The sequence below is a fragment of the Embleya sp. NBC_00896 genome (genome assembly GCF_045207785.1).
Lineage (GTDB): Bacteria > Actinomycetota > Actinomycetes > Streptomycetales > Streptomycetaceae > Embleya.
In genome coordinates, this window is sequence record NZ_CP108776.1 from 6,602,052 (window position 1) to 6,626,884 (window position 24,833).

The window sequence follows — 24,833 nt, forward strand, 5'->3', positions numbered from 1 at the left end:
GTGATTCCGCTGTCATTTGCACAACGTCGTATGTGGTTTCTGCACCAGTTGGGGGGTGGGTCGGATACCTGGAACATTCCGGGGTCGTTCCGGCTGACAGGCCCCCTCGACCAGGCCGCCCTCGTCGCGGCGATCCGCGACGTGGTCGACCGGCACGAGATCCTGCGCACCACGTACATGACGGACGATGACGGTGAGCTCTACTCGCGGATCCTGCCGATGACGGAGGCGTTGCTGCAGGTGCCGGTGGTCGAGGTGGCGCCCGAAGACGTGTCCGGCGCAATCGACGAGGCCGTCGCGTACCGGTTCGATCTGGCGGCTGAAATCCCCTTGCGGGCGACCCTGTTGCGCTGCTCGGCCCAGGAACACGTCCTGGTCCTGGTCACCCACCACATCGCCACGGACGGCAGCTCGGGCGCGCCGCTGATACGGGACCTGATCGACGCCTACACCGCCCGCCGGGACGGCCGGGCTCCGCAGTGGGAGCCGCTGCCCGTGCAGTACAAGGACTACACGCTGTGGCAGCGCGAGGTGCTCGGCGACGTGGACGACCCGGACAGTCTCGCCGCGGCGCAGGTCGAGTACTGGCGCGAGGAACTGGCCGGGGTACCGCAGCCGCTGAACCTGCCGCTCGACCGGCCGCGGTCCGTGGAAGCGAGTTCGCGCGGCGACACGGTCGGCTTCGTTGTGGAACCGGAGGTGGCGGCCGGGCTGGAGAAGCTGGCCGCCGAGAGCGGAACGACCATGTCGATGGTCATGCACGCCGCGGTGGCGGTGCTGCTGCGCAAGCTCGGCAGTGGGGACGATGTGACGATCGGTACCCCGATCGCCGGGCGGACCGACGAAGCGCTGGCCGATCTGATCGGGCTCTTCGCCAACACCCTGGTGGTGCGCGTGGACCTCTCCGGCGACCCGTCGTTCACCGACGTGCTCAGGCAGGTGCGGAACAAGGCGCTGGCGGCCTACGAGCACCAGGACGTGCCGTTCGAGCTGCTGGTCGAGTTGATCAACCCCGACCGCTCCACGGCTTACCAGCCGCTGTTCCAGATGTTGTCCGCCTGGCAGAACTTCGAGAGGCAGACCCTCGAGCTGCCCGGGCTCGAGGTGGAGTTCCAGCAGGCGCTCACCTCGACCACCCAGGTCGACCTGTACTTCAGCATGATCACGGACGGCTCGGGGACGGTGCAGGGCGACATCCAGTACGCGACCCACCTGTTCGACCGGGACACGATCGAGGCCATGGCCGTTCGGTTCGCGAGCGTTCTGGAGCAGCTGGTCGCCGATCCGGGTGTGTGCGTCGGGGATGTCGACGTGCTGAGGGCGGGGGAGCGGGAGCGGCTGGTCGGGGAGGTGAACGACACTGTCGAGCCGACCCTGGAGCCGGGGCTGGAGGAGGCGCTGCGCAGGCAGGTGCAGGCGACACCGGAGGCACTCGCCCTCATCGGCGAGGAGGAGTCGCTCACCTACCAGGAGTTGGACGCGCGGTCGAACCGGCTGGCGCACTGGCTCGTCGACCGCGGTGTGCGGGCGGAGTCGCTGGTCGCCGTGTGCCTGCCCCGCTCCGTGGAGCTGGTGGTGGCGCTGCTGGCGGTACTGAAGGCCGGCGGGGCCTACGTTCCGGTTGATCCGGACTATCCGCGTTCCCGGATCGACTATGTCCTCGAGCATTCGGACCCGGTGCTGGTGCTCGACGCCGATGTGCTGGCCGGCGCGGACTGTTCGGGGTATCCGGGTTCGGCACCGGAGGTGGTCGTCCGGCCTGAGAATGCCGCGTACGTGATCTACACGTCGGGGTCGACGGGGACCCCGAAGGGGGTGGCGGTCCCGCGCGGCGCGTTGGCGAACTACCTGGCCACGACGCAGCGGCGGCTCCGGTTGTCGTCCGCGGATCGGATGCTGTTCAACACGACGGTGTCGTTCGACATCGCGGGCACCGAGTTGTACCTGCCGCTGATCTCCGGAGCGGCCATGGTCGTGGCGGGGAAGGACACCGTCACCGATCCGTCGGCTGTGGCGGCGTTGATGCGCCGCCACGAGGTCACCGTGGTGCAGGCCACGCCTGCGTTCTGGCAGATGCTGCTGACGAGCCGGCCGAACGCCGCGGAGGGCCTGCGGATCATGGTCGGCGGGGAGGCTCTGCCGGTACGGCTGGCCGAGATGCTGGCGGATCAGGCCGCCGAAGTGAGCAACTGGTACGGCCCGACCGAGACGACGATCTGGTCGACCATGGCGCCGGTGAAGGCTGGGGCGGGTGTGCCGGTGATCGGGACGCCGATCGGCAACACCCAGGTGTACGTGCTCGACTCGCGGTTGTGCCCGGTTCCGCGCGGGGTGCAGGGCGAGCTGTACATCGCCGGTGACGGGGTGGCCCGCGGGTACCAGAGCCGGCCGGAGCTGACCGCGGAGCGGTTCGTGGCGTGCCCGTTCGGCCCTGCCGGTGCGCGGATGTACCGCACCGGGGACTTGGTGCGGTGGGACAGGAACGGTCGGCTGGAGTACATCGCGCGAAGCGACTTCCAGGTGAAGATCCGGGGTTTCCGGATCGAGCTGGGCGAGATCGAGCATGCGCTGGCCGAGCATCCCGGTGTGGCACAGGCGGTGGTCGTGGTGCGCGAAGACCAGGAGGGCGAGAAGCGCATCCTGGGTTATGTGGTGCCTGCGGCCGATGCCGCGGTGGCCGACGAGTCGACCGGTCCGCTGCTCGCCGAGCTTTCCGAGTACCTGCGTGGGCGTCTCCCGGACTACATGGTGCCTTCCGCGGTGATACCGCTTTCGGAGATTCCGCTGACCCCGAACGGGAAGCTCGACCGACGAGCGCTGCCATCGGAGCACAGGAACACCGTGGGCAGCCGAGAGCCGCGCAACTCCCACGAAGAGAAGCTGTGTTCCCTCTTCGGCAAGTTGCTCGGCCTGGAGAGGGTCGGTATCGACGACAACTTCTTCGAACTCGGCGGGCACTCGCTCATGGCCACCCGGCTCAGCGCCGCCATCCGCAAGCAGTTCGACGTCGGGATGCCCATGACCACGATCATCAAGTACCCCACGGTGGCCGAACTGGCCGCGCTGGTACTCATCGGCGGCATTCCCGACGACGACGCCACCGACTCGTACGCGGTGGTGCTGCCGTTGCACAGCGATCCCGGTACGGGGAAGCCGCCGATGTGGTTCTTCCACGGCGGCGGCGGGCTGGGCTGGTCGTACTTCAGCTTCGCCCCCTACGTGCGTGACCGCCCGGCCTACGCCCTGCAGTCCCGCGGCTCCGACGGCACGGGTGCGCTGGCGGCGTCGGTGGAGGAGATGGTCGACGACTACGTCACCCAGATGCTCGAGATCCAGCCGGAAGGGCCCTTCCACCTGATCGGCTGGTCCTACGGCGGCCCGGTCGCACACGCCGTCGCGGCGGCGCTCGACGGGCGTGGGCACGAGGTCGACCTTGTGGCGATCCTGGACGGCCAACCGGGGAGCGGGTTCAAGCAACTGGCCGGCTGGAAGCAGGAGGCATACCGGGCGGAGGTCGAGGAACTCTTCGGCCAGTACCTGAACACCCGCAACATGGACCACTTCCTGGACAACATGTCGAGGGTGGGGGCCAACAACATGTGCGTCATGGCGGAGTTCGAATCGCCGGTCTACCGCGGTGATGTGCTGTTCTTCAACGCTGCGTTGGACGAGGACGAGTCGTGGGCGCCCCTGTGGCAGCCGCACGTCCTCGGTGCCATCGAGACGTACGACGTGCGCGCCACGCACAACGACTTCCACATGCCCGCACCCGTGGCCGAAATCTTTGAGGTCATCAACCGCAAGCTGGCGCAATGACCGGACATCGATTTCCCGGAGCCGGCTCAACGAACCGTCGATTGGATGATTGGGGTTGGTCGGGGTGACAGAACCCGGCATATCCGCAGAACACGGGGACCAGACCACGCTGCTGTGTGTGCCGTTCGCGGGAGCGGGTCCTTCGTTCTTCCACCCGTGGCGGGAGCTGTCCGCCGGTCGGTGGCGACTGGCCTCGGTCGAACTGCCCGGCAGGGAGCGGCGGATCCTGGAGACGCCGTACCGGAACGTGGTCGAAGCGGCCAAGAACGAGGTCGACGACATTGTCGCCGAGCTCGGAGCAGGAGCGCGGACCGTGCTGTTCGGGCACAGCCTGGGCGCGGTGCTCGCGTACGAGCTGGTGCATCTGCTGAGCACGCGCGATGTGCACGTCGAGCTGCTGGTCGTCAGTGGTTCGCCGGGGCCGTGGACACAACGGGAGAGGCGGGCGACGGGGCTCCCGGACGAGGAATTCCTGGCCCGGGTCGAGGAGTTCGCGGGGTTCAGGCACGAGGCCCTCGATCACCCGGAGATGCGTGAACTGATTCTCCCCGTACTGCAGGCCGACTGCGAGATGCACGAGAACTACGTTCCGAGCACCGACGAACCGGTGTCGGTGCCGATCTGCTCGCTGCGGGGCAGCTCCGACGGCCTGGTCACCGCGGAAGAGGCTCGGCAGTGGCGGGACGCGACCACGAGTGAATTCAGCTATGCGGAGTTCCCGGGCGATCACATGTACCTGGTCGATCTCGGCCGGGAGGTGCTGGACGCGATCGAGGCGGAAACCGCCGGCGGTCGCTAGCGCGGTGGCGGGCGGTCGCCCGCGCGCCGTGCGGCGCTCCGGCCGCGAGCGACGCGCCGGAACGCCGTGTCAGAGATGCGACAGACGGGTGACAGGCCCGGTGGAGACGGTGGGGGCATGAAGAGTTCGGCGATCGAAGTTTCAGGGCTGCGCAAGTCATATGGCGACAAGGTCGTGCTCGACGGCATCGACTTCGATGTTGCCGCGGGATCGGTTTTCTCCATGCTCGGCCCCAACGGCGCGGGCAAGACGACGACGGTGAACGTCCTGGCGACGTTGCTGAAAGCCGACGCCGGGACGGTGCGCGTCGCCGGGCACGACGTGGCGACCGCGACCAAAGCGGTGCGCGCGGCCATCGGCGTGACCGGTCAGTTCGCCGCGGTGGACGAACTGCTGTCGGGCCGGGAGAACCTGCAGCTGATGGCGGACCTGAAGCGTGTGCGCTCGGGTGACCGGGTGGTCACGCAGTTGCTGGAGCGGTTCGACCTGGTGGAGTCGGCGGACAAGAGGGCATCGACCTACTCCGGCGGTATGAGCCGGAAGCTGGACCTGGCGATGACGCTGGTCGGCAACCCGCGGATCATCTTCCTGGACGAGCCGACGACGGGCCTCGACCCGCGCAGCAGGCGCACGATGTGGGGAATCGTCCGCGAGTTGGTGGCCGACGGCACCACCATCTTCCTCACCACCCAATACCTCGAGGAGGCCGACCAACTCGCCGACCGGATCGTGGTGCTCGACCAGGGCCACCTGGTTGCCCAGGGCACCCCCGAGGAGCTCAAGCGCCAGGCCCCCGGTACCCACGTCCGGCTCCGGTTCGCCGACCTCGACGAACTCGACGCGGCGGCGCGGGTCCTGCCCGGGGCCACGAGGGACGACCAGGAGCTGACCCTGCGGGTGCCCAGCGACGGCGAGTCGAAGTCGCTGCGGGCCCTGTTGGACCGGCTCGACGAACACACGATCAGCGCCAGGGAGTTCTCCGTGCACACACCGGACCTCGACGACGTCTTCCTCGCCCTGACCGGGCGCACGAGCGCGGAGGCGATCGCACAGTGAGCAGTGTCTCGACGGCGTTGGCCGACTCGGCGATCATGTTGCGCCGCAACCTGAAGCACACCCTGCGGAACCCGCTCGTGCTGTTCAACGCGATCCTGTTCCCGATTGTGCTCCTGCTCATGTTCGTCAAGGTGCTCGGTGGCGGCTTCAGTGTCGGGGAGAACTACATCGACTACGCGACGCCGGGCATGCTCGTGATGGCCGTCAGCTACGGGTTGGGGTCCACCGCGACGGCCGTGAACGACGACATGACGAAGGGCATCATCAACCGGTTCAAGGCCATGGACATTTCCCGCGGCGCCGTGCTGACCGGGCAGGTCGTCGTCACCACGGCGCGCTGCCTGGTGGCCTGCACGGCCGTCATCGGGGTGGCCTTCGCGATGGGGTTCGACCCGGACGCGAGCCCCCTCGACTGGCTCGGCGTGCTGGGTCTCGTCGTGCTGCTCACCTTCGGGGCCAGTTGGCTCACCGTCGCCCTGGGGTTGGCCGCGAAAACCGCGGAGTCGGCGGGCTTGGCCACCGTGCCGCTGATCATGCTGCCGTTCCTGAGCAGCGCGATCGTGCCCGCGGACACGATGGGGGCCGGCATGCGGCAGTTCGCGGAGTACCAGCCCTTCACCCCGATCATCGAGACGCTGCGCGGGTTGCTGGCCGGCGACCCGTCGGGCGGCGACGCGCTCGCGGCCGTCGCCTGGTGCCTCGGGCTCGCCCTCCTCGGGTACGTGTGGGCGGTCTCCACGTTCAAAAAGCGAGCGTGACCGCGTCCAGCCGGTGAGGGCCAACGGCCGGTTTTGCCAGGACGGCAGGGCGCGCGCGGCGTGAAAGGGGAAATCCTGCCGGGGGCCAAGAGTTTCGCAGGCCGGTCGCACGTTTCGGGGAATACAGAGAGCGCAGGCATCCGCATTACTGTCCTGTCGGCAGGACAGTCGGTGCCTGGCATGGTCTCCGCACTGTCATCTCTTGCACTGGGTTTCCCCGGCCATTTACCGTGGCGTCGCGATGGCCCAGCTCCTGGGTGCACTGTCAGGCAGCCCGCCTTCGGCTGACAGCGCAATATGCCGCCGTCGACGACCACGCAGGTGTCCTTCCCGTACCTGGAGTGGTTGGCCTTCCGCCGGTTGTGGGCGGGACACGGCTGCTTTCCACCTCGGGATCGATGACACCGCGGCACGAGCCGACCGCCGGACGACAAGCACAGAGCGCTTGCGGGTGGCGTCGGCATGCAGACTCGCCGGCTCGCTCTCAACGCCGCCCGGCCGGCGAGTGCCGGACACCGCCGGCACGGTGTGAGCAGAAAAGAATCACGAGACACTCGTTCCGCCATTCAAAAAAGGATTTGTCTCGCCGGCGGGACAGCGGAAAGGGCTTCAGTGGCCGTGATGGCGGTGACGGTCCGGGAATGGGGCCGGCAATGGCGTGGGCGGGCATTCCCGTTCGGCGGAGAAAGGGAAGGCTGGCGATGGAGTCAGAATCACAAACCGCGCCTACGGGTGCGCCGGAGTCACTCGTGCAGGAGATCTCCGCGGTGTGGGGGGAATACCTGAACGGTCGCGAAGTCGGGCCGGACGACGACTTCTTCGCGATCGGTGGCAATTCGCTGATCGGGATCAAGATCATCGACCGGGTGACCCAGGACTACGGCGTCGAGCTGTCCGTGCGCGCCTTCTACCTGGCGCAGACCCCGGCCCGGGTCGCCGAGCTGATCGAGCAGGGGAGGGCACGGTCGTGAGGTTGACGCCGGGTGCCGGGCGCGACCTCGACCTCGACCTCGACCGCGTCGACCTGTTCGACTTGGACCTCTACACCTCGGGCGATCCGCACACCATCTGGGACGTGATGCGGGCGAAGGCGCCCCTGCACCACCAAGTGCTGCCGGACGGGCGGGAGTTCTGGTCGGTGACCCGCTACGACGACGTCTGCCGCGTGCTCGGCGACCACCGGGAATTCACCTCGGAGCGCGGCACGGTGGTCACCCATCTCGGGGAGGACGACGTCGCTGCGGGCAAGCTGATGACGTCCACCGACCCGCCGCGGCACACCCAGGTCCGCAGAGCGATCGGCGCCAAGCTCACCGCGCGGGCGGTGGCGTCCTGGCAGGACCGGATCCGGCAGTCGATCGTGCGCTTCCTCGAACCGGCGCTCGACGGCGGCACCTTCGACCTGGCCGAGAAGGCGCACCGCCTCCCGATGATCGTCGCCGGCCCGCTGCTTGGGATCCCGGAGCGGGACTGGGACGAACTCGTGCAGCTGACCGCGATGGTGACGGCCCCCTCGGATCCGCACTTCCAACACGGCAGCCAAGCCGCGACGCTGGCCATCTCCCACCACGAACTCGTCACCTACGTCACCGACTGGGTCAAACGGCGGCGGTCGGCCGGCGGCGAGGACGGGAGCCTGCTCGACCACCTGATGAGCGTCCACGCGGGAGACGCGCCGCTGACCGACGAGGAGATCGCCCTCGACGGCTACAGCATCCTGCTGGGTGCCAACGTGACGACGCCGCACACCGTCTCGGGCACCGTGCTCGCGCTCATCGAGCGGCCCGAGCAGTTCGCGAAGGCGCAGGCCGACCCGTCGCTGATCCCGTCCCTGGTCGAGGAGGGGCTGCGCTGGACATCGGCCGCGTGCAACTTCATGCGGTACGCGGTGCGCGACACCGAGATCGGCGGGGGCACGGTTCCGGCCGGCGGCGCGGTCGTCGCGTGGATCGGGTCGGCCAACCGGGACGAGTCCCGGTTCACCGATCCCCACGAGTTCGACATCACGCGGCGCGAGAACCGCCAGGTCGCGTTCGGCTTCGGGCCGCACTACTGCATCGGGGCACCGCTGGCCCGGATGACCCTGCGCATCTTCTTCGAAGAACTGCTCCAGCGGTTCGCATCGATCGAGCTCGACGGCGAACCGCAGCACCTGCGGTCGTACTTCATCGCCGGGATGACCCACCTCCCCATCGTCGCCCAGAAACGAATGACGCCATGACATCCGGCTCCACCACCGCCACGTCGCCATGGTTCGTCCGGCCGCAGTCCACCGACCACCCCGCCCGGATCTTCTGCTTCCCCTACTCCGGGACCGGGGCGTCGGCCTTCAGCGCCTGGCCGGCCGCGATCGACGACGTCGAGGTCTGCCCGCTGCAGTTCCCCGGCCGCGAGAACCGGTTGGCCGAACCCCACTACGGCACCTACGAGAACCTCGCCGCCGGCCTGATCGAACCACTCGTGCCGCGACTCGATCGGCCGTTCGCCTTCTTCGGGCACTGCGCGGGCGCGCTGCCCGCGTTCGAGACCGTGGTACGGCTCGCCGAACGGGGTCTGCCCGGGCCGGACTGCTTCTTCGTGTCCGGCCAGCCGGCACCGCACGACGCCTCGCGTGACCGGATGCTCACCATGACCGAGTCCGAACTGCGCGCCGAGGTGGAGTCGTTCGTCCGCGGCCGGGGGATCGAGCCGCGGCCGGACATGATCGACATGGGCTTGGCCGTGCTGCTCCAGGACCACGGCGCCGCGCGCGAGTATCGACGGGCGGAGCCGGTCACGGTCCGATGCCCCATCGTCGTACTGCACTGGCGGGACGACCCCGACGTGAGCCTCGACCAGCTCGAAGGGTGGCGTCGGTACTCGGATTCGGTCGACATCCGCGTTGTCGACGGCGGCCACTACGACTTCATGCACGCGCCGGACGAGCTGCGGAAGTTGTTGACCTCTTGGCGGTGAAGGCAGGGCAGCCCGCGAGAGCCGTACGCCGAGGGAACCGGAAGGGATTCGTATGAGTGGCGCAGCCACCGGTATTGCCGTCATCGGGATGTCGTGCCGCTTTCCCGGCGTGCACAACCCGGGGGAGTTCTGGCGCCTGCTGGTCGACGGCGAGTCGACCGTCGGAACGTTTCCCGAGCAGCGGGCGGTCGCCTCGAAGCACCCGCCCCACCCGGACGCCGCCACCCTGAACTCGGGTTCGTTCTTCGACTCCATCGAGGGGTTCGACGCGCGGTTCTTCGGTACGGGTTCCGCGGAGGCGGCCGCCATGGACCCCGTGCAGCGGCTGGGATTGGAACTCGCCTGGGAAGCCGTCGAAGACGCCCGTGTCCCGGCGACCGCGCTCGCGGGCCGCGAGATCGATGTCCTGGTCGGCGCCGCGCCCTCCGGGTACGAGCTGCTGCGCAGGCTGTCCGGCAGCGACCGGGACGACCACTACGCCGCGCTCGGGTCGAGCGGTGCGTTGATCGCGAACCGGATCTCGAACCTGTTCGACGTCCGCGGCATGAGTTTCTGCGCGGACTCGGGCCAATCCTCCTCCCTCGTGTCGTTGGCGCTGGCGTGCGACCGAATACGCGGCGGCGCGGTCGACATGTCGATCGTGGGCGGCGTGAACCTGATCGCCGACCCGGAAGCGGGACTCGGCCTGGCGAATCTGGGCGCCTTGTCGCCCGACGGCCGCTGCTTCACCTTCGACGAACGGGCCGGCGGATTCGTCCGGGGAGAGGGCGGGGCGTTCGTCCTGCTGAAGCGGCTCGACCTCGCCGTCGCCGATGGCGATCACATCTATGCGGTGGTGCGCGGCTGGGGCGTCGGCAGCGGTGGCGCGTCCTCCCGGATGCCCGATCCCAGCCCCGGTGCGCAGGCGGCAGCCGTGCTGTCCGCCCTCGAACGCTCGGGTGTCGCGTTCGACGCTGTCGACTACGTCGAGGCCCACGGCACCGGTACCCGAGTCGGCGATCCGGCCGAGATATCCGGTCTGCGCGAGGTGTTCCGGGAGACCGGGCGGAGCCGCCCCCTGGTGATCGGCTCGGTGAAGACGAATGTCGGGCACCTGGAGCCGGCCGCGGGAATCGTCGGCTTCGTGAAGGCGGCGTTGTGCGTGGATCGTGCTCACCTGGTTCCGCACCTGAACTTCCGATCTCCGAACCCCGCCATCCCGGACTTCCGGAAGGACTTCGACGTCCTCCGGACCGCGCGGCCCTGGCCGAGCGCGCCCGGTCGGCCGCGGCGGGCCGGGGTGTCGGCGTTCGGCCTGGGCGGCACGAACGCGCATGTGATCCTCGAACAGGCACCCGAGGAGCAGACGGAACCCCACGCCGCGGGTGAGGACTCGGCCGCCGCCGGCGTTTCCGGGGTGGTGCCGTGGGTGCTGTCGGCGCGGACGGAGCCGGCACTGCGGGAGCAGGCAGCGCGGTTGCGGGATCTCGTGGCCGCGGACGCGTCGCTGTCGGCGGCCGACGTGGGGCATTCGCTGGTGTCGACGCGGTCGTCGTTCGAGCACCGGGCGGTGGTGCTGAGCGCCGGCCGCGAGGAGGCGCTGGCCGGTCTCGACCTGGTGGCGGCGGGCGGTGATTCGGCGCGGGCGGTTCGCGGGGTGGCCGCGGGACCGGTGGGCCCGGTCGTCTTCGTGTTTCCCGGCCAGGGGTCGCAGTGGCCGGCCATGGGGCGGCGGCTGTACGCGGAGTCGGAGGTCTTCGCGCGCGGGATCGACGAGTGCGCGCGCGCCCTGGCGCCGTGGCTGGACTGGTCACTGGTGGACGTGGTGACCGGTGCGGAGTCGGCGGCGTCGCTGGAGCGCGGGGACGACGTGGTTCAGCCGGCGTTGTTCGCGATGATGGTGTCCCTGGCGCGGGTGTGGCGGTCGCTGGGAGTGGTCCCCGAGGCGGTGGTGGGGCACTCGCAGGGAGAGATCGCCGCGGCGTGCGTGTCGGGTGCGCTCTCCCTCGAGGACGCGGCGCGGGTTGTCGCCCTGCGCAGCAGGGCATTGACCGATCTGGCCGCCCTGGGCGGGATGAACGCGGTGTCCGCGCCGCTCGCATGGGTCGAGGATCGGTTGCGGCAGTGGTCCGGGCGGCTCTCCGTGGCTGCGGTCAACGGGCCGGCTTCCGTGGTGATCTCCGGGGACCTCGAGGCATTGGACCGGTTCGCCGCGATGGCGGCCGGTGACGGTGTCCGGGTGCGCCGGGTCAAAATCGACTACGCGTCGCACTCCCACCAGGTCGAACGCATCCGTGATCGGGTACTGGAGGCCGCCGCGGGTGTCTCGCCGAGGGAATCGGCGGTGGCGTTCCACTCCACGGTCACCGGGGGGTTGCTCGACACGCGCCTGCTGGACAGCTCGTACTGGTACGACAACCTGCGCTCGATGGTGCGCTTCGGCGAGGTCGTCGAACACCTGATGCGTGGCCGCGGTGGTGTGTTCGTGGAAGTCAGCCCGCATCCGGTGCTCGCGGTGGCGATGGCGGAGACCGCCGACGCGCTGACCGCCTCGCCGGTGGTGGTGGGCACCCTGCACAAGGACGACGGGAGTGCGAGCAAGGTCCTGGCGTCGCTGGCCGAGCTGCACGTGCGCGGTGTGCCGGTGAACTGGGAAGCGGTGTTCGCCGCCGACCGGCCGCGCCGGATCGGCCTGCCGACCTACGCGTTCCAGCGGCAGCGGTACTGGCTGACCGCGCCCGACGACACCGACACCACGAACACGGGTTCCCCCGCGCATGCGAGCGGACCGGGCACGAGCGGCAGGGCGGCGGACCTGGGTTCGGAACGGTCGGTCCTCAATCTCGTATGCGCCGAAACGGCAGCGGTGTTGAGCGCCAAGGACGCGGATGCGACGGGCGTCGATCTCGCGGCAAGGTCGACCGAGACCTTCAAGGACCTGGGCTTCGACTCCTCGATGGCCGTGCGGCTGCGCAACCGGCTCACCGCGGCGGCCGGTGTGCGGCTGTCGGCCACCGTCGCGTTCACCTACCCCACTCCGCGATCCCTCGGTCGCCACATCCTCTCCCTCCTCCAGCCGGAGGCGCCCCATGCTCCGGAGACGGTGGAGGCTGCGGAAACGGTGGAAAAAGGGAGTTCGGAAAGCCGCAGTGATGACGAATTGTACGAATTGATCGAGCGCGGCTACGCGTAGCACCGCCTGTTCGTCCAAGTAACTGTTGGGGGAGGCCCTGGTGGAGGATGTCGACAAGCTCCGGTCCTACCTGCGACGCGCCGTCGGCGATGCGCAGGCCCTGCGCGAGCGGGTGCGCGAACTGGAGGAGTCCGCTCGCGAGCCCATCGCGGTCGTGGGTGTGGGGTGTCGCTTCCCGGGTGGGGTGATCTCCCCCGAAGGGCTGTGGGACGTGGTGTCCGGCGGCGTGGACGCGATGGGCGACTTCCCGCCGGATCGCGGGTGGGACGTGGAGGCCCTGTACGACCCGGACCCCGAGGCGCGCGGGAAGACGTACACGCGCTCGGGTGGATTCCTGCCCGATCTCGCGGAGTTCGACGCGTCGTTCTTCGGAATCAGCCCGCGCGAGGCGCTGGCGATGGATCCCCAGCAGCGGTTGATGCTGGAGACGTCGTGGGAAGCGCTGGAACGGGCGGGTATCGACCCGACCGGGCTGCGGGGTTCGGCGACCGGGGTGTTCACCGGGATCTACGGGGTCGACTACGGCCCGCGGATGGGCGGCGGGGCAGCCGCCGACGTGGAGGGTTTCGCGATCGCGGGGACGTACACCAGCGTGGCCTCGGGCCGGGTGGCGTACGTGCTGGGTCTGGAAGGTCCCGCGGTGTCGCTGGACACCGCGTGCTCGGCGTCGCTGGTCGCCGTCCACCAGGCCGTGCGGTCCCTGCGTTCCGGGGAGTGCACGTTGGCGTTGGCCGGTGGGGTGTCGGCGCTGCCGACCCCGGGGATGTTCGTGGAGGTCGCCCGGCAGCGGGGTCTGTCGGCCGACGGGCGGTGCAAGTCGTTCTCGGAGGCGGCCGACGGAACCGGCTGGGGCGAGGGCGCGGGCGTGCTGGTCCTGGAGCGGTTGTCGGACGCGCGGCGCAACGGGCGCCGGATCCTGGCGGTGATCCGGGGCTCGGCGATCAACCAGGACGGGGCGTCCAACGGGTTGACCGCGCCGAGCGAACTGGCGCAGCAGAAGGTCATTCGAGCAGCCGTGGCCGATGCCGGGCTGTCGCTCGGCGAGGTGGACGCGGTGGAGGCGCACGGGACCGGCACGAAGCTGGGCGACCCCATCGAGGCGGAGGCGCTGCTGGCCACCTACGGGCAGGACCGGGACCCCGGCAGCCCGCTGTGGCTGGGCTCGCTGAAGTCGAACATCGGCCACACGCAGGCGGCCGCGGGCGTCGGCGGGATGATCAAGATGATCATGGCGATGCGCCACGGGGTGCTGCCCAAGACGTTGCACGTGGACCGCCCGACCCCGCACGTCGACTGGTCGGCCGGGGCGGTGGAGCTGCTGACCGAGGCCCGGGAGTGGGCCGGCGCGCCGGGGCGGCCCCGGCGCGCGGGCGTGTCGTCCTTCGGGGTCAGCGGCACGAACGCGCACCTCATCCTCGAGGAGGCACCCGAGGCACCCGAGGCACCCGAGGCACCCGAAGCGTCCGAGGCACCCGAGACGGCGGAGGCCGCGGCCCGTCCGGCCGCGGACTCCGCCACCGGTCGGGTGTCCACCGGTGTCTCCGGGGCGGTGCCGTGGGTGCTGTCGGGGCGGTCGGCGGAGGCGCTGCGGGAGCAGGCGCTGCGGCTGCGGGACAGCGTGGCCGCGGACCCGGACCTGCCGGTCGCGGGGGTGGGGTATTCGCTGGTGGCGACGCGATCGCTGTTCGAGCACCGCCGGGTGGTGATCGGTGCGGACCGGGACGAGCTGCTCGCCGGTCTGGCCACCGTGGCCGAGGGGGCCAGGAGCCCCGCCGGTGTGGTTTCCGGCGTCGCGAAGCCGGTGGGCCGGACGGTGTTCGTGTTCCCGGGCCAGGGGTCGCAATGGGTGGGGATGGGGCGGGAGTTGTGGGAGTCGAGCCCGGTCTTCGCCGAGCAGATGCGCGCATGCGCGGAAGCGCTGGAACCGTGGGTGTCCTGGTCGTTGATCGACACCGTGCGCGGGGGGCCGGAGGCGGCGGACCTGGATCGGATCGACGTCGTCCAGCCGGTGCTGTTCGCGGTGATGGTGTCGCTGGCGCGGGTGTGGCGTTCGCTGGGGGTGACACCCGACGCGGTGATCGGTCACTCCCAGGGTGAGATCGCCGCGGCCTGCGCCGCGGGCGCCCTGACACTGGCGGACGCGGCCAAGATCGTGGCCGTGCGGTCCCGAATGCTGGCCACGACCACCCAGAACGGCGGCATGGCCGGGATCGTGGCGCCCCAGGAGCGGGTGCGGAAGCTGCTGGAGCCGTGGGAGTCCCGGGTCGCGATCGCCGCGATCAACGGACCGTACTCGACGACCGTCTCGGGCGAGGCCTCGGCGGTCAGGGAACTGGTCGCGATCTGCGAATCCGAGGGCATTCGCGCGCGCTGGATCCCGGCGAGCGTTCCCGGGCACTCGCCGCTGATGGACCAGTTCGAGGACCGGCTCCGGGACGAGCTGGGCCGGATCACCCCCGTGTCCTCGCCGGTGGCGTTCCACTCGACGGTGACCGGTGGGCTGATCGACACCGCGGAACTGGACGCGGCCTACTGGTTCCGCAACATGCGGGAACCGGTCCGGTTCGAAGCCGCCATGAGGAGCCTGCTCGAACGGGAGCACGGCGCGTTCATCGAGGTCAGCGCGCACCCGCTGCTCACGATCAACATCCGGGACATGCTCGACAGCACCCCCGGTGCCGGCGGGGTGGTGGTGGGTTCGCTGCGCCGCGGCGACGGCAGTCCGGCGCGGTTGTACCGGTCGGCGGCCGAGGCCTTCGTGGCGGGCGTCCCGGTGTCGTGGGAGGCGGCGTTCCCGGGATGGGACGGCCGATGGGTCGAGTTGCCCACGTATGCCTTCCAGCGGCAGCGCTACTGGCTGAACACACCCAACGAGAGCACCACCGAGAGCACGTCGGACCACCCGCTCCTCGACGCCGTGATCGATCTGCCCGATGACGGAGAGCACGGTGGAGTGGTGGGCAGCGGGCGTTTGTCGCTGCGGCGCCACCCGTGGCTCGCCGACCACGTGGTCCACGGCGCCGTGCTGGTGCCGGGAACGGTGTTGGTGGAGCTGGCGGTGTGGGCGGCGCGCAAGGCGGGGTGCGACGTCGTCGACGAACTCACCCTGGAGACACCGTTGGTGCTGTCCCGTACGGCCGATCGCGAGATCCGCGTCGTGATCGACGGCAAGCGGGTGATCAGCGTGCACTCACGGAGTGAGGGCGAACCCGAGTGGACACGCAACGCCGTCGGGGTCGTCGGCTCCGACACCGGAGGAACCCGTCGGGAGGACGGCCTCGTCCCGTGGCCTCCCGCGGGCGCGGTCCGCGTGCCCTTCGAGGACGAGTACGCCAGGTTGTCCGCCCTCGGGTTCGGCCTCGGGCCCCTGTTCCGCGGTCTGAAGGAGGTGTGGCGCCGTGACGACGCCCTCTTCGCGGAGGTGGAGCTGCCCGCGCCCGACGGCGCGGAGCCGGGCCGGTTCCGGATCCATCCGGCGTTGCTCCACGCCGCGTTGCTCCCGATCGGCCTGGGGCGGATCGTCGACAACTCCCGGCCCGAGGGCTGGCTGCCGTTCCGCTGGACGGGGATCCGGCTGAACTCCGCCGAGCCGACCGTGCTGCGCGTCCGCCTCGCGCCCGCAGGGGAGAACACGCTGTCCGTGGCCATCGCGGATCACAACGGAGCACCTGTCGGCGGCGTCGATTCGCTGAGCCTGCGGCCCGCGGACATCGGGAAGCTCACCGAGCTGAGCTTCGACCACCAGGACTCGCTGTTCCGGGTGGACTGGGTTCCCCTCTCGGTCCCATCCGGGGAAGCCGCAGGTCGCTACGCGGTGCTGGGAGCGCCCGACGCGGTCACCGCATCCCCGGGACAGGGCGAAGCGGTCTACACCGACCTCGAAGAACTCGCTGCCTCCGGTCGGGCGATACCCCCTGTCGTCATCGCCGGCATCGATCGGGCGGGCGCGGACGTCGGCGACACCCCCGCCGTCGTCGAGCGGAACCTCCACCGTGTGCTGCGGTGGACACAGAGCTGGCTCTCCGACGACCGGTTCGCCGACTCACGCCTGGTCATCGTGACGCGGGAGGCGATGCTCGACGACCAGGTTCCCCACCCCGACCCCGCGGCGGCGGCGATCTGGGGATTCGTGCGCACCGCGCAGACCGAGAACCCGGGCCGGTTCACGCTCGTGGACACGGACGGCCGGCCCGCTTCGTGGGCGGGCATCCCGGCGGCGGCCGCAACCGGAGAACCCCAGCTCAAGATCCGCGCCGGCATCGTGACCACCCCGCAACTGGCCCACGCCCCCGGCGCGTCCGCCAATCGCGGGCCCCTCGGCGGGGCGGAGGACGGTCCCGGTCTCGGGTCCGGGACGGTGCTGATCACGGGCGGTACCAGCGGCCTGGGGGCGATGCTGGCCCGGCACCTCGTGGAGCGGCACGGGGTGCGTCGGTTGGTGCTGGCCGGCAGGCGCGGGCCGGCGGCTCCGGCGGCGGCAGGGCTGCGGGAGGAGTTGACCGCGGCGGGGGCGCAGGTCGAGGTCGTGGCCTGCGACGTCACCAGCCGCGCGTCCGTCGCCGAGCTGATCGCCGCGGTGCCGGACGAACACCCGCTGACGGCGGTGATCCACTGCGCGGCCGTGCTGGACGACGGGGTCGTCGAGGCGTTGACCGAGGACCGCGTGGACGCGGTACTGGCGCCGAAGGCGCACGGCGCCTGGCACTTGCACGAGCTGACCAAGCACCTGAATCTGTCCGCGTTCGTGTTGTTCTCCTCGATCGCGAGCGTGCTCGGGACCGCCGGGCAGGCCAACTACGCGGCGGCCAACGCGTTCCTCAACGGGCTGGCGGAAGCCCGTCGGGCCGCGGGGCTGGCCGCCGGCTCGCTGTGCTGGGGTTACTGGGCGGAACGCACCGAGGGCGGCGCCGACCTCGGCGAGGCGGACATCGTGCGCCTGCAACGGCAGGGCGTGCAGCCGATGTCGTCGCACGAGGGGCTCGCGCTCTTCGACGCGGCGATCTCGCGGGACGAGCCGGTGCTGGTGCCCGCGCGGCTGCATCTCCCGGCACCGGGCGCGCCCAGTGCCGGCCGGGTGGTCTCGCCGCTCCTGCGCGGTCTGATCGGGACACCTGCCGGACCCGGCGGCTCGGCGAGCCGGGAGGTCACCGACGTCGGAATCGCGCAGCAGGTGCGGTCGCTGCCGCGGGCCGACGCGGAGGTGCTGTTGCTCGACGCCGTTCGGGCGCAGACCGCGATCGTCCTCGGCCACGCCGACACCGGGAGAGTCGGTCCCGCCGTGGCCTTCCGGGACCTGGGGATCGATTCGCTCATGGCGCTGGAGCTGCGGAACAAGCTGGCGGCGCTGACCGGCTTGAAGTTGTCCGCCACGCTCGCGTTCGACCACCCGAACCCGAGCGCCCTCGCGCGGTTCCTGAACGCGGGTGTCAACCCCGACTCCGCCGCCGACCCGCAATCCCCGGCCGATCGCCTGACCAAGGAGATCGAAGGACTGGGCGCCCGGCTGGAGGACGCGTTCCTCGAACTCGCGGACCGGGACAAGGCCACCATTTCCACGCTGCTCGGCGAACTGCAGGGCCGCGTCCGTTCGATGGTGAGCGATGGATCACCGGTCGGCATCGTCGACCGGATCAGTTCGGCATCAGCCGGCGAGCTTCTCTCGCTGCTGGACAAAGAGCTCGGCTAGGGGAGCGCGATGACAAACGACAACAACGCCGATGTTCTCGACTACCTCAAGCGGACGTCGATCGAGCTGATCGAAACACGCCGGCGCCTGAACGAGCTGACGGAGGCCGCTGCCGAGCCCATCGCGATCGTGGGTCTCGCCTGCCGTTTCCCGGGTGGGGTGGCGTCCCCGGAGGCGTTGTGGGAGCTGTTGCGGGCGGGCGGGGACGCGGTGTCGGACTTCCCGGACGACCGCCACTGGGACCTGGAGGCCCTGTACGACCCGGACCCGGATCGGCCGGGTACCTGTAACACGCGCTCCGGTGGGTTCCTGCACGACGCGGGTGACTTCGACGCCGAGTTCTTCGGGATCAACCCGCGCGAGGCGCTGGCCGCCGACCCGCAACACCGGTTGCTGCTCGAAACCTCGTGGGAGTCCCTGGAACGGGCCGGTATCGACCCGCATACCCTGCGCGGCAGCGACACCGGCGTCTTCGCCGGTCTGGCGTACTTCGGGTACGGGAACCACTTCGTCACCCCCGAGACCATCTCGGGCTATGGGCAGACCGGTTCCCTGTTGAGTGTGGCGTCCGGTCGCGTGGCGTACGCGCTGGGCCTGGAGGGCCCGGCGGTGTCGACCGACACCGCGTGCTCGTCGTCGTTGGTGGCGGTGCACCAGGCGGTGCAGTCGCTGCGCCAGGGCGAATGCGCGCTGACCCTGGCCGGGGGCGTCACCGTCATGGGGACGACGCAGGTGTTCCGGGAGATGTCGCGGCAGCGGGGTCTGGCGGTGGACGGCCGATGCAAGGCGTTCGCCGACGCGGCGGACGGCACCGGCTTCGCCGAGGGCGTCGGGGTCCTGGTCCTCGAACGGTTGTCGGACGCGCGGCGCAACGGGCGTCGGATCTGGGCGGTGATCCGGGGCTCGGCGATCAACCAGGACGGGGCGTCCAACGGGATGACCGCGCCGAGCGGGCCGGCCCAGCAGCGGGTGATCCGGGCGGCGTTGGCGAACTCCCGGGTACAGGCGAGCGATGTGGACGTGATGGAGGCCCACGGGACCGGTACGACGCTGGGCGATCCGATCGAGGCGCAGGCGGTGCTGGCCACCTACGGGCAGGACCGGGACCCCGGTCGGCCGCTGTGGCTCGGGTCGTTGAAGTCGAACATCAGCCACGCGCAGGCCGCCGCGGGCGTCGGCGGGATGATCAAGATGATCATGGCGATGCGGCACGGAGTGATGCCCAAGACATTGCACGTGGACCGCCCGTCGACGCACGTGGACTGGTCGGCGGGGGCGGTGGAGCTGCTGACCGAGGCGAGGGAGTGGCCCGGCGCACCGGGACGGCCCCGGCGGGCGGGCGTGTCCGCCTTCGGGGCCAGCGGCACCAACGCGCACGTGATCCTGGAGGAGGCGCCCGAGGAAGAGACGGTGCCCGACGCCACCGATCAAGTGCCCGGCGGTGCCGGCGGGTTGGTGCCGTGGGTCGTGTCGGCGCGGTCGGCGGCGGCGCTGCGGGCGCAGGCGCAGAAGCTGCGCGATTTCGCCGCCGCCGACGCGGACCTGGATGTCGCCGACGTCGGGTGGTCGTTGGTGTCGAGCCGGTCGCGGTTCGAGCATCGTGCGGTGGTGCTGGGCCGTGACCGGGACGAGTTGCTGAGCGGCCTGGCGTCGCTGAGCGACGGCGCGGAGTCCGCCGGGCTCGTGCGTGGTGTCGCCGGGGAACTCGGCGGTGTCGTCTTCATGTTCCCGGGGCAGGGCTCGCAATGGGCCGGTGTGGCAAGGCAGTTGTACGACACCTTCCCCGTCTTCGCGCAGAGCCTCGACGAGACCTGTGCACGCTTCGACGCACACCTCCCCTTCGCCCTGAAGCCCCTGCTCCTCTCCGACGAGCCCGCGGCACGCCGAGCCGATCGCACGGACATCGCGCAGCCGGCGTTGTTCGCCCTACAGGTCGGCCTGTACCGGATCATGACGCGGTACCACCGGCAGCCGAACCACCTGATCGGTCACTCGGTCGGCGAGATCGCCGCCGCTCACGTGTCCGGAGTCCTCGACCTGGACAGCGCGACGCGGCTCGTGGCCGCTCGCGGACGGGTCATGCAGACGGTCGGCGAGCAGGGCGCCATGCTGGCGGTACGCGCCTCGGAAGAAGAAGTGAGCGCGCTGCTCGACCGGTACGACCGCGTCGGTATCGCCGCTGTCAACGGGCCGGAATCGGTGGTGGTCTCGGGCAGCCGCGACGAGGTACACGAACTCCGGGACCGGCTCGTCGCCGGCGGCACGTCGGCGAAACTGCTCGAAGTCGACCACGCGTTCCACTCCCCGCTCATGGAACCGATCCTGGACGAGTTCGCGGGATCGATCGGTGAGCTCCCCGCGGGCCGCATGTCGATCCCGGTCGTCTCGACCAGGTCGGGCCGCGAGGCCACGCCCGAGGAGTTGACGTCCGTCGCGCACTGGGTGAACCACGTCCGCGAACCCGTTCGCTTCTTCGACGCGGTGGAGTGCGCCCGTGCGGCCGGGGCGAACGTCTTCCTCGAAGTGGGGCCGGGAGCGACTCTCGCGAGCATCACCAAGGAGGCGTTCGCCGGCGAGGGCGTGGACGACGCGCTGGTCCTGTCGTCGTCGCGGCGAGGTCGCGGGGCGGTGGAGGCGCTGATCGGCTCGCTGGCCCAACTGCACGTCCGGGGCGGGATCGTGGACTGGGGTGCCCTGTTCGGGGCGCGGCGGCGGGTGGATCTGCCGACGTACGCGTTCCAGCGGCAGCGGTACTGGCTGGACTTCCTGGCCGGGATGGGGTCGGCGGACGTGGCCTCCGCCGGGCTTTCGGCTCCGGAACACCCGTTGCTGGGCGCCGTGGTGGACCACCCCGGCACCGACGAGGTGGTGTTCACCGACCTGTGGTCCCTGCGGACCCACGACTGGCTGGCCGACCACGCCGTGTTCGGCGCGGTGGTCGTACCGGCGACGGCCTACCTGGACCTGGCCCTGTCGGTGGGCGACTTCGTCGGCTGCGCCGCGATCGAGGAACTCTCCTTGGAGGTTCCGCTGATTCTTCCCGGCTCGGGCGACGTGCAGGTGCGGGTCGTCGTCGGTGCGGCGGACGAGACGGGACACCGCTCCCTGGACGTGTACTCGCGCCCCGGCGCAGACGGCCGAACGGTGGGCGGCTGGACCCGTCACGCGACGGGGAGTCTGGCACCGAGCGCACCGAGCGCACCGCGGACGACCGCGGAGACCGATGACGCGCCATCACTTGCCGTGTGGCCACCGGTCGGGGCGCGGCGGCTCGATGTCGACGGTCTCTACGACTCCTTCGCGGACGCGGGTTTCGTCTACGGTCCGACCTTCCGCGGGCTGCGGGAAGTGTGGCAGCGCGGTGACGACCTCTTCGCGCTGGCCACGCTGCCGGTGACCGCCGAGGGCTCGGCCGCCGGCGGGTTCGCACTGCACCCGGCGCTGATCGACTGCGCGCTGCACGCGGTGGTGGCCGGCGGGGTCATCGACGTGGCCGGCGGCCAGGGTTGGATGCCCTTCTCGTGGTCCGGGGTGAACCAGGTCGGGGAGTGCGGCCCGAGCGTGAAGGTCCGCATCTCCCCGGCCGGCGACGGCGTCGTGTCCGTGGCGATCGCCGACGAGCACGGCCGCGAGATCGCTCACGTCGAGGCGTTGACGTTCCGACCGGCGAGTGCCGAGCAACTGCGCTCGGTGCGCGGCGGGCACGAGCAGTCGTTGTTCGAACTGGAATGGCGACCGGTCCGGCAGAACAAGCGGGAAACCCACCGCGGGCCGTGGGGCGTGCTCGGTGCGAAGAACGGCCTGGCCTCTCGACTCTCCGAAGTGGGTGACGAGAGTGCCGTGTTCCACGAGTCCATGGACGAGGTCCTCGCGGGGGAGGCACCCCGACACATCGTCCTGTGCCTGGACGACTTCGTCGCCGCCGACCCCGATCTGTTCGCCGTGGTCGGCGGCGCGGACGCGCGCGTGCTGGACTGGATCCAGCGGTTCCTCGCCGAGGAGCGGCTCGCCGGATCCACGCTGGTGGTACTCACCCGCCTGGCCCTCGACACCGGTGGCGGGGAGAGCGTCGAAAGCCTCGCCGGCGCGTCCGTGTGGGGTCTGATCCGGTCCGCCCAGACAGAGCACCCCGGCAGGTTCCGGCTGGTGGACGTCGACGACGAGGAAACATCCTGGGCACGCTTCCCGGACGCGCTCGCCATCGGTGAAGCCCAACTGGCACTGCGCGGCGGCGCGTACCTCGCCCCCCGCATGACGCCGACCCCACCGGCGAACAACCGGATCGAGCCACCGGCGATCGGCGCGCACCGGCTGGGCATCCCGACCAAGGGGACGCTGGAGAACCTGACCTGGGTTCCCTGCCCCGAGGTGGAAGAGCCCCTCACGAGCGGGCAGGTTCGTATCTCCGTGCTCGCCGCGGGGCTCAACTTCCGCGACGTCACGATCGCCCTGGGACTGGTGGACAGAACAGCCATCGACGACGGCATCGGCAGCGAGGGCGCCGGAACCGTGCTGGAGGTGGCGGACGACGTGACAGGTCTTTCGCCGGGCGACCGGGTGACGGGCATCTTCACCGGCGCCTTCGGCCGCGTGGCCGTGGCGGATCACCGCATGCTCATGCCCATCCCCGACGGGTGGAGCTACGCCGAGGCGGCGTCCGTGCCGGGCGCCTACCTCACCGCCTACTACGCGCTCTTCCACCTGAGGAAGCTCGAGAAGGGGCAACGGATTCTCATCCACGCCGCGGCGGGCGGGGTCGGGATGGCCGCCGTTCAACTGGCGAAACACGTCGGCGCCGAGATATACGGCACCGCGAGCCCGGCCAAGTGGCCCACCCTGCGCGGTCTGGGACTGGACGACGAGCACCTGGCGTCGTCGCGCGATCTGGAGTTCGCGGAGAAGTTCCTGGACTCCTCGGGCGGTCGCGGCATGGATGTCGTGCTGAACTCCCTCGCGCACACCTTCGTCGACGCCTCGCTGACGCTGCTCCCCGAGGGCGGGAGCTTCATCGAGATGGGGAAGACGGACATCCGCGATCCCCGGCAGGTGGCGGCCGATCATCCCGGAGTCGACTACCAGGCCTTCGACCTCTACGAGGCAGGTCCGGACCTGATCAACGAGATGCTCCGGGCCGTCATGGAGCTGTTCGCCGACGGGCGGGTGCGCCCGAACCCGATCTCCGTTCGGAACATCCGCGACGCGCGCAAGGCATTCCGCGAGATGAGCCAGGGCCGGCACATCGGGAAGCTGGTCCTCGAGCTGGGCGACGGCTTCGGCGGTGGGACCGTGCTGGTCACCGGCGGGACCGGGGGAGTGGGTTCGCTGGTGGCTCGGCACCTCGTCGCCGAACACGGTGTGCGGAGTCTGGTGCTGGCGAGCCGTCGGGGAATGGCGGCCGACGGGGCCGCCGAACTGCTTTCGGATCTGGCGGGGGCAGGCGCGGTTGTCAGAGTCGTGGAGTGCGATGTCGCGGACCGGGCCGCCGTGGCGGACTTGATCGCGGACATGCCCCCCGAGTACCCGCTGACGGCGGTCGTGCACGCGGCGGGTGGGCTCGCGGACGGCACGGTCGAGTCGCTGACCGCGGACAGCCTCGACCACGTGTTGCGCGCCAAGGTCGGCGGTGCGGTCAACCTGCACGAGCTGACCAGGGAACACACCCTGACGGCGTTCATCCTGTTCTCCGCCCTCGCGGGCACGCTCGGCACCGGAGGACAGGCCAACTACGCCGCGGCGAACGGGTTCCTGGACGGCTTGGCGGCGCAGCGCAGGGCGTCCGGCCTGGTCGGCACCTCGCTGTGCTGGGGCTGGTGGGAGCAGCGCAGCGGCATGACCGAGGACCTGGACCAGGTCGACCTCTCCCGGATCCGGCGGATGGGCATCGCCGAGATGCCGACCCCCGAGGCACTGGCCCTGTTCGACTCGGCGTGCGCGATCGACAAGCCGGTCCTCATCCCGGCTCGGGTGGACGTCTCCGCGCTGCGGAACAAGACCGGTGACGAGCTGCCGCTCCTCCTGCGCGGCCTCGTCGACGGCGGTCGTCCACTGCGGAACAGGGCGAGCACGACCGGGGACGGCGGCCCCCTCGGCCTGCCCGCCCGGCTGGTCACCCTGTCGGAGGGCGAGGCGGAGGCGGCCGTGCTGGACTGGGTCCGCGACCAGGTCGCCATCGTGCTCGGACACCCGGCCGGCGCGGCCGTCGACGCCGACCAGGCGTTCACCCACCTCGGATTCGACTCGCTGACCTCGGTCGAACTCTGCAACCGCCTGGCTTCCTCGACCGGACTGCGCCTGCCGTCCACCCTGGTCTTCAGCTACCCGACACCGCGCGAGCTGGGTCGGCACGTATGCGGCCTGCTGCGTCCGGCGGCGCGGACAGGCTCGGCCGAGGACGCGGAGATCCGCGAAGTGCTGCGGAACGTCCCGATCGACAGGCTGCGGAGCGCGGGCATCTTGGAGCTCGTGCTGGCGTGCGCCGACCCGTCTCGGTCGGACGCCGACGGGCAGCCGCCGGACGCGGACGCGGGCGAACTGGCGGTCATGGACTTGGAAGCACTCGTCGACCTGGCTCTGCATGAGAGGGGCAAGTGA

10 protein-coding genes are annotated in these 24,833 nt (G+C 70.5%); all 10 read left to right on the forward strand.

The features are described 5' to 3' along the window. On the forward strand, positions 1 to 3,816 hold the full coding sequence (locus OG928_RS29525) for a non-ribosomal peptide synthetase (RefSeq protein WP_406289326.1): 3,816 nt from the start codon (positions 1 to 3) through the stop codon (positions 3,814 to 3,816). Positions 3,817 to 3,880: 64 nt separating this feature from the next. Further along, positions 3,881 to 4,615, forward strand: a complete 735-nt coding sequence (locus OG928_RS29530; RefSeq protein ID WP_406289329.1) for a thioesterase II family protein — start codon at positions 3,881 to 3,883, stop codon at positions 4,613 to 4,615. Between the two features lie 117 nt (positions 4,616 to 4,732). Beyond that, complete coding sequence (locus OG928_RS29535; RefSeq protein ID WP_406289331.1) at positions 4,733 to 5,671, forward strand: ATP-binding cassette domain-containing protein; 939 nt, start codon at positions 4,733 to 4,735, stop codon at positions 5,669 to 5,671. Further along, a complete protein-coding gene (locus tag OG928_RS29540) occupies positions 5,668 to 6,429 on the forward strand; it encodes an ABC transporter permease (RefSeq protein ID WP_406289333.1) in 762 nt (253 codons plus the stop codon). Before OG928_RS29535 ends, OG928_RS29540 begins: the two co-directional genes overlap by 4 nt. A 749-nt stretch (positions 6,430 to 7,178) precedes the next feature. Beyond that, positions 7,179 to 7,400, forward strand: a complete 222-nt coding sequence (locus OG928_RS29545) for a phosphopantetheine-binding protein (protein ID WP_406289335.1) — start codon at positions 7,179 to 7,181, stop codon at positions 7,398 to 7,400. Continuing rightward, positions 7,397 to 8,650, forward strand: coding sequence for a cytochrome P450 (locus OG928_RS29550; RefSeq protein ID WP_406289337.1), 1,254 nt, complete (start codon positions 7,397 to 7,399; stop codon positions 8,648 to 8,650). The genes OG928_RS29545 and OG928_RS29550 overlap by 4 nt, the downstream gene beginning before the upstream one ends. Further along, positions 8,647 to 9,384 (forward strand): thioesterase II family protein, encoded by a 738-nt coding sequence (locus tag OG928_RS29555; protein ID WP_406289340.1) that lies wholly within the window; start codon positions 8,647 to 8,649, stop codon positions 9,382 to 9,384. The genes OG928_RS29550 and OG928_RS29555 overlap by 4 nt, the downstream gene beginning before the upstream one ends. 52 nt (positions 9,385 to 9,436) lie before the next feature. Further along, a complete protein-coding gene (locus OG928_RS29560) occupies positions 9,437 to 12,556 on the forward strand; it encodes a type I polyketide synthase (RefSeq protein WP_406289342.1) in 3,120 nt (1,039 codons plus the stop codon). Positions 12,557 to 12,596: 40 nt separating this feature from the next. Further along, the gene (locus OG928_RS29565) at positions 12,597 to 18,242 is read left to right on the forward strand and encodes an SDR family NAD(P)-dependent oxidoreductase (RefSeq protein ID WP_406289344.1); all 5,646 of its coding nucleotides are present in this window, start codon (positions 12,597 to 12,599) and stop codon (positions 18,240 to 18,242) included. Between the two features lie 9 nt (positions 18,243 to 18,251). After that, positions 18,252 to 24,833 (forward strand): type I polyketide synthase, encoded by a 6,582-nt coding sequence (locus OG928_RS29570; RefSeq protein WP_406289346.1) that lies wholly within the window; start codon positions 18,252 to 18,254, stop codon positions 24,831 to 24,833.

Excerpts from the sequence above, each read along its gene's own strand:
- OG928_RS29535 (WP_406289331.1), top strand. The coding sequence starts at position 4,733 with ATGAAGAGTTCGGCGATCGAAGTTTCAGGGCTGCGCAAGTCATATGGC.
- OG928_RS29555 (WP_406289340.1), top strand. The coding sequence starts at position 8,647 with ATGACATCCGGCTCCACCACCGCCACGTCGCCATGGTTCGTCCGGCCG.
- OG928_RS29560 (WP_406289342.1), top strand. The coding sequence starts at position 9,437 with ATGAGTGGCGCAGCCACCGGTATTGCCGTCATCGGGATGTCGTGCCGC.
- OG928_RS29570 (WP_406289346.1), top strand. The coding sequence starts at position 18,252 with ATGACAAACGACAACAACGCCGATGTTCTCGACTACCTCAAGCGGACG.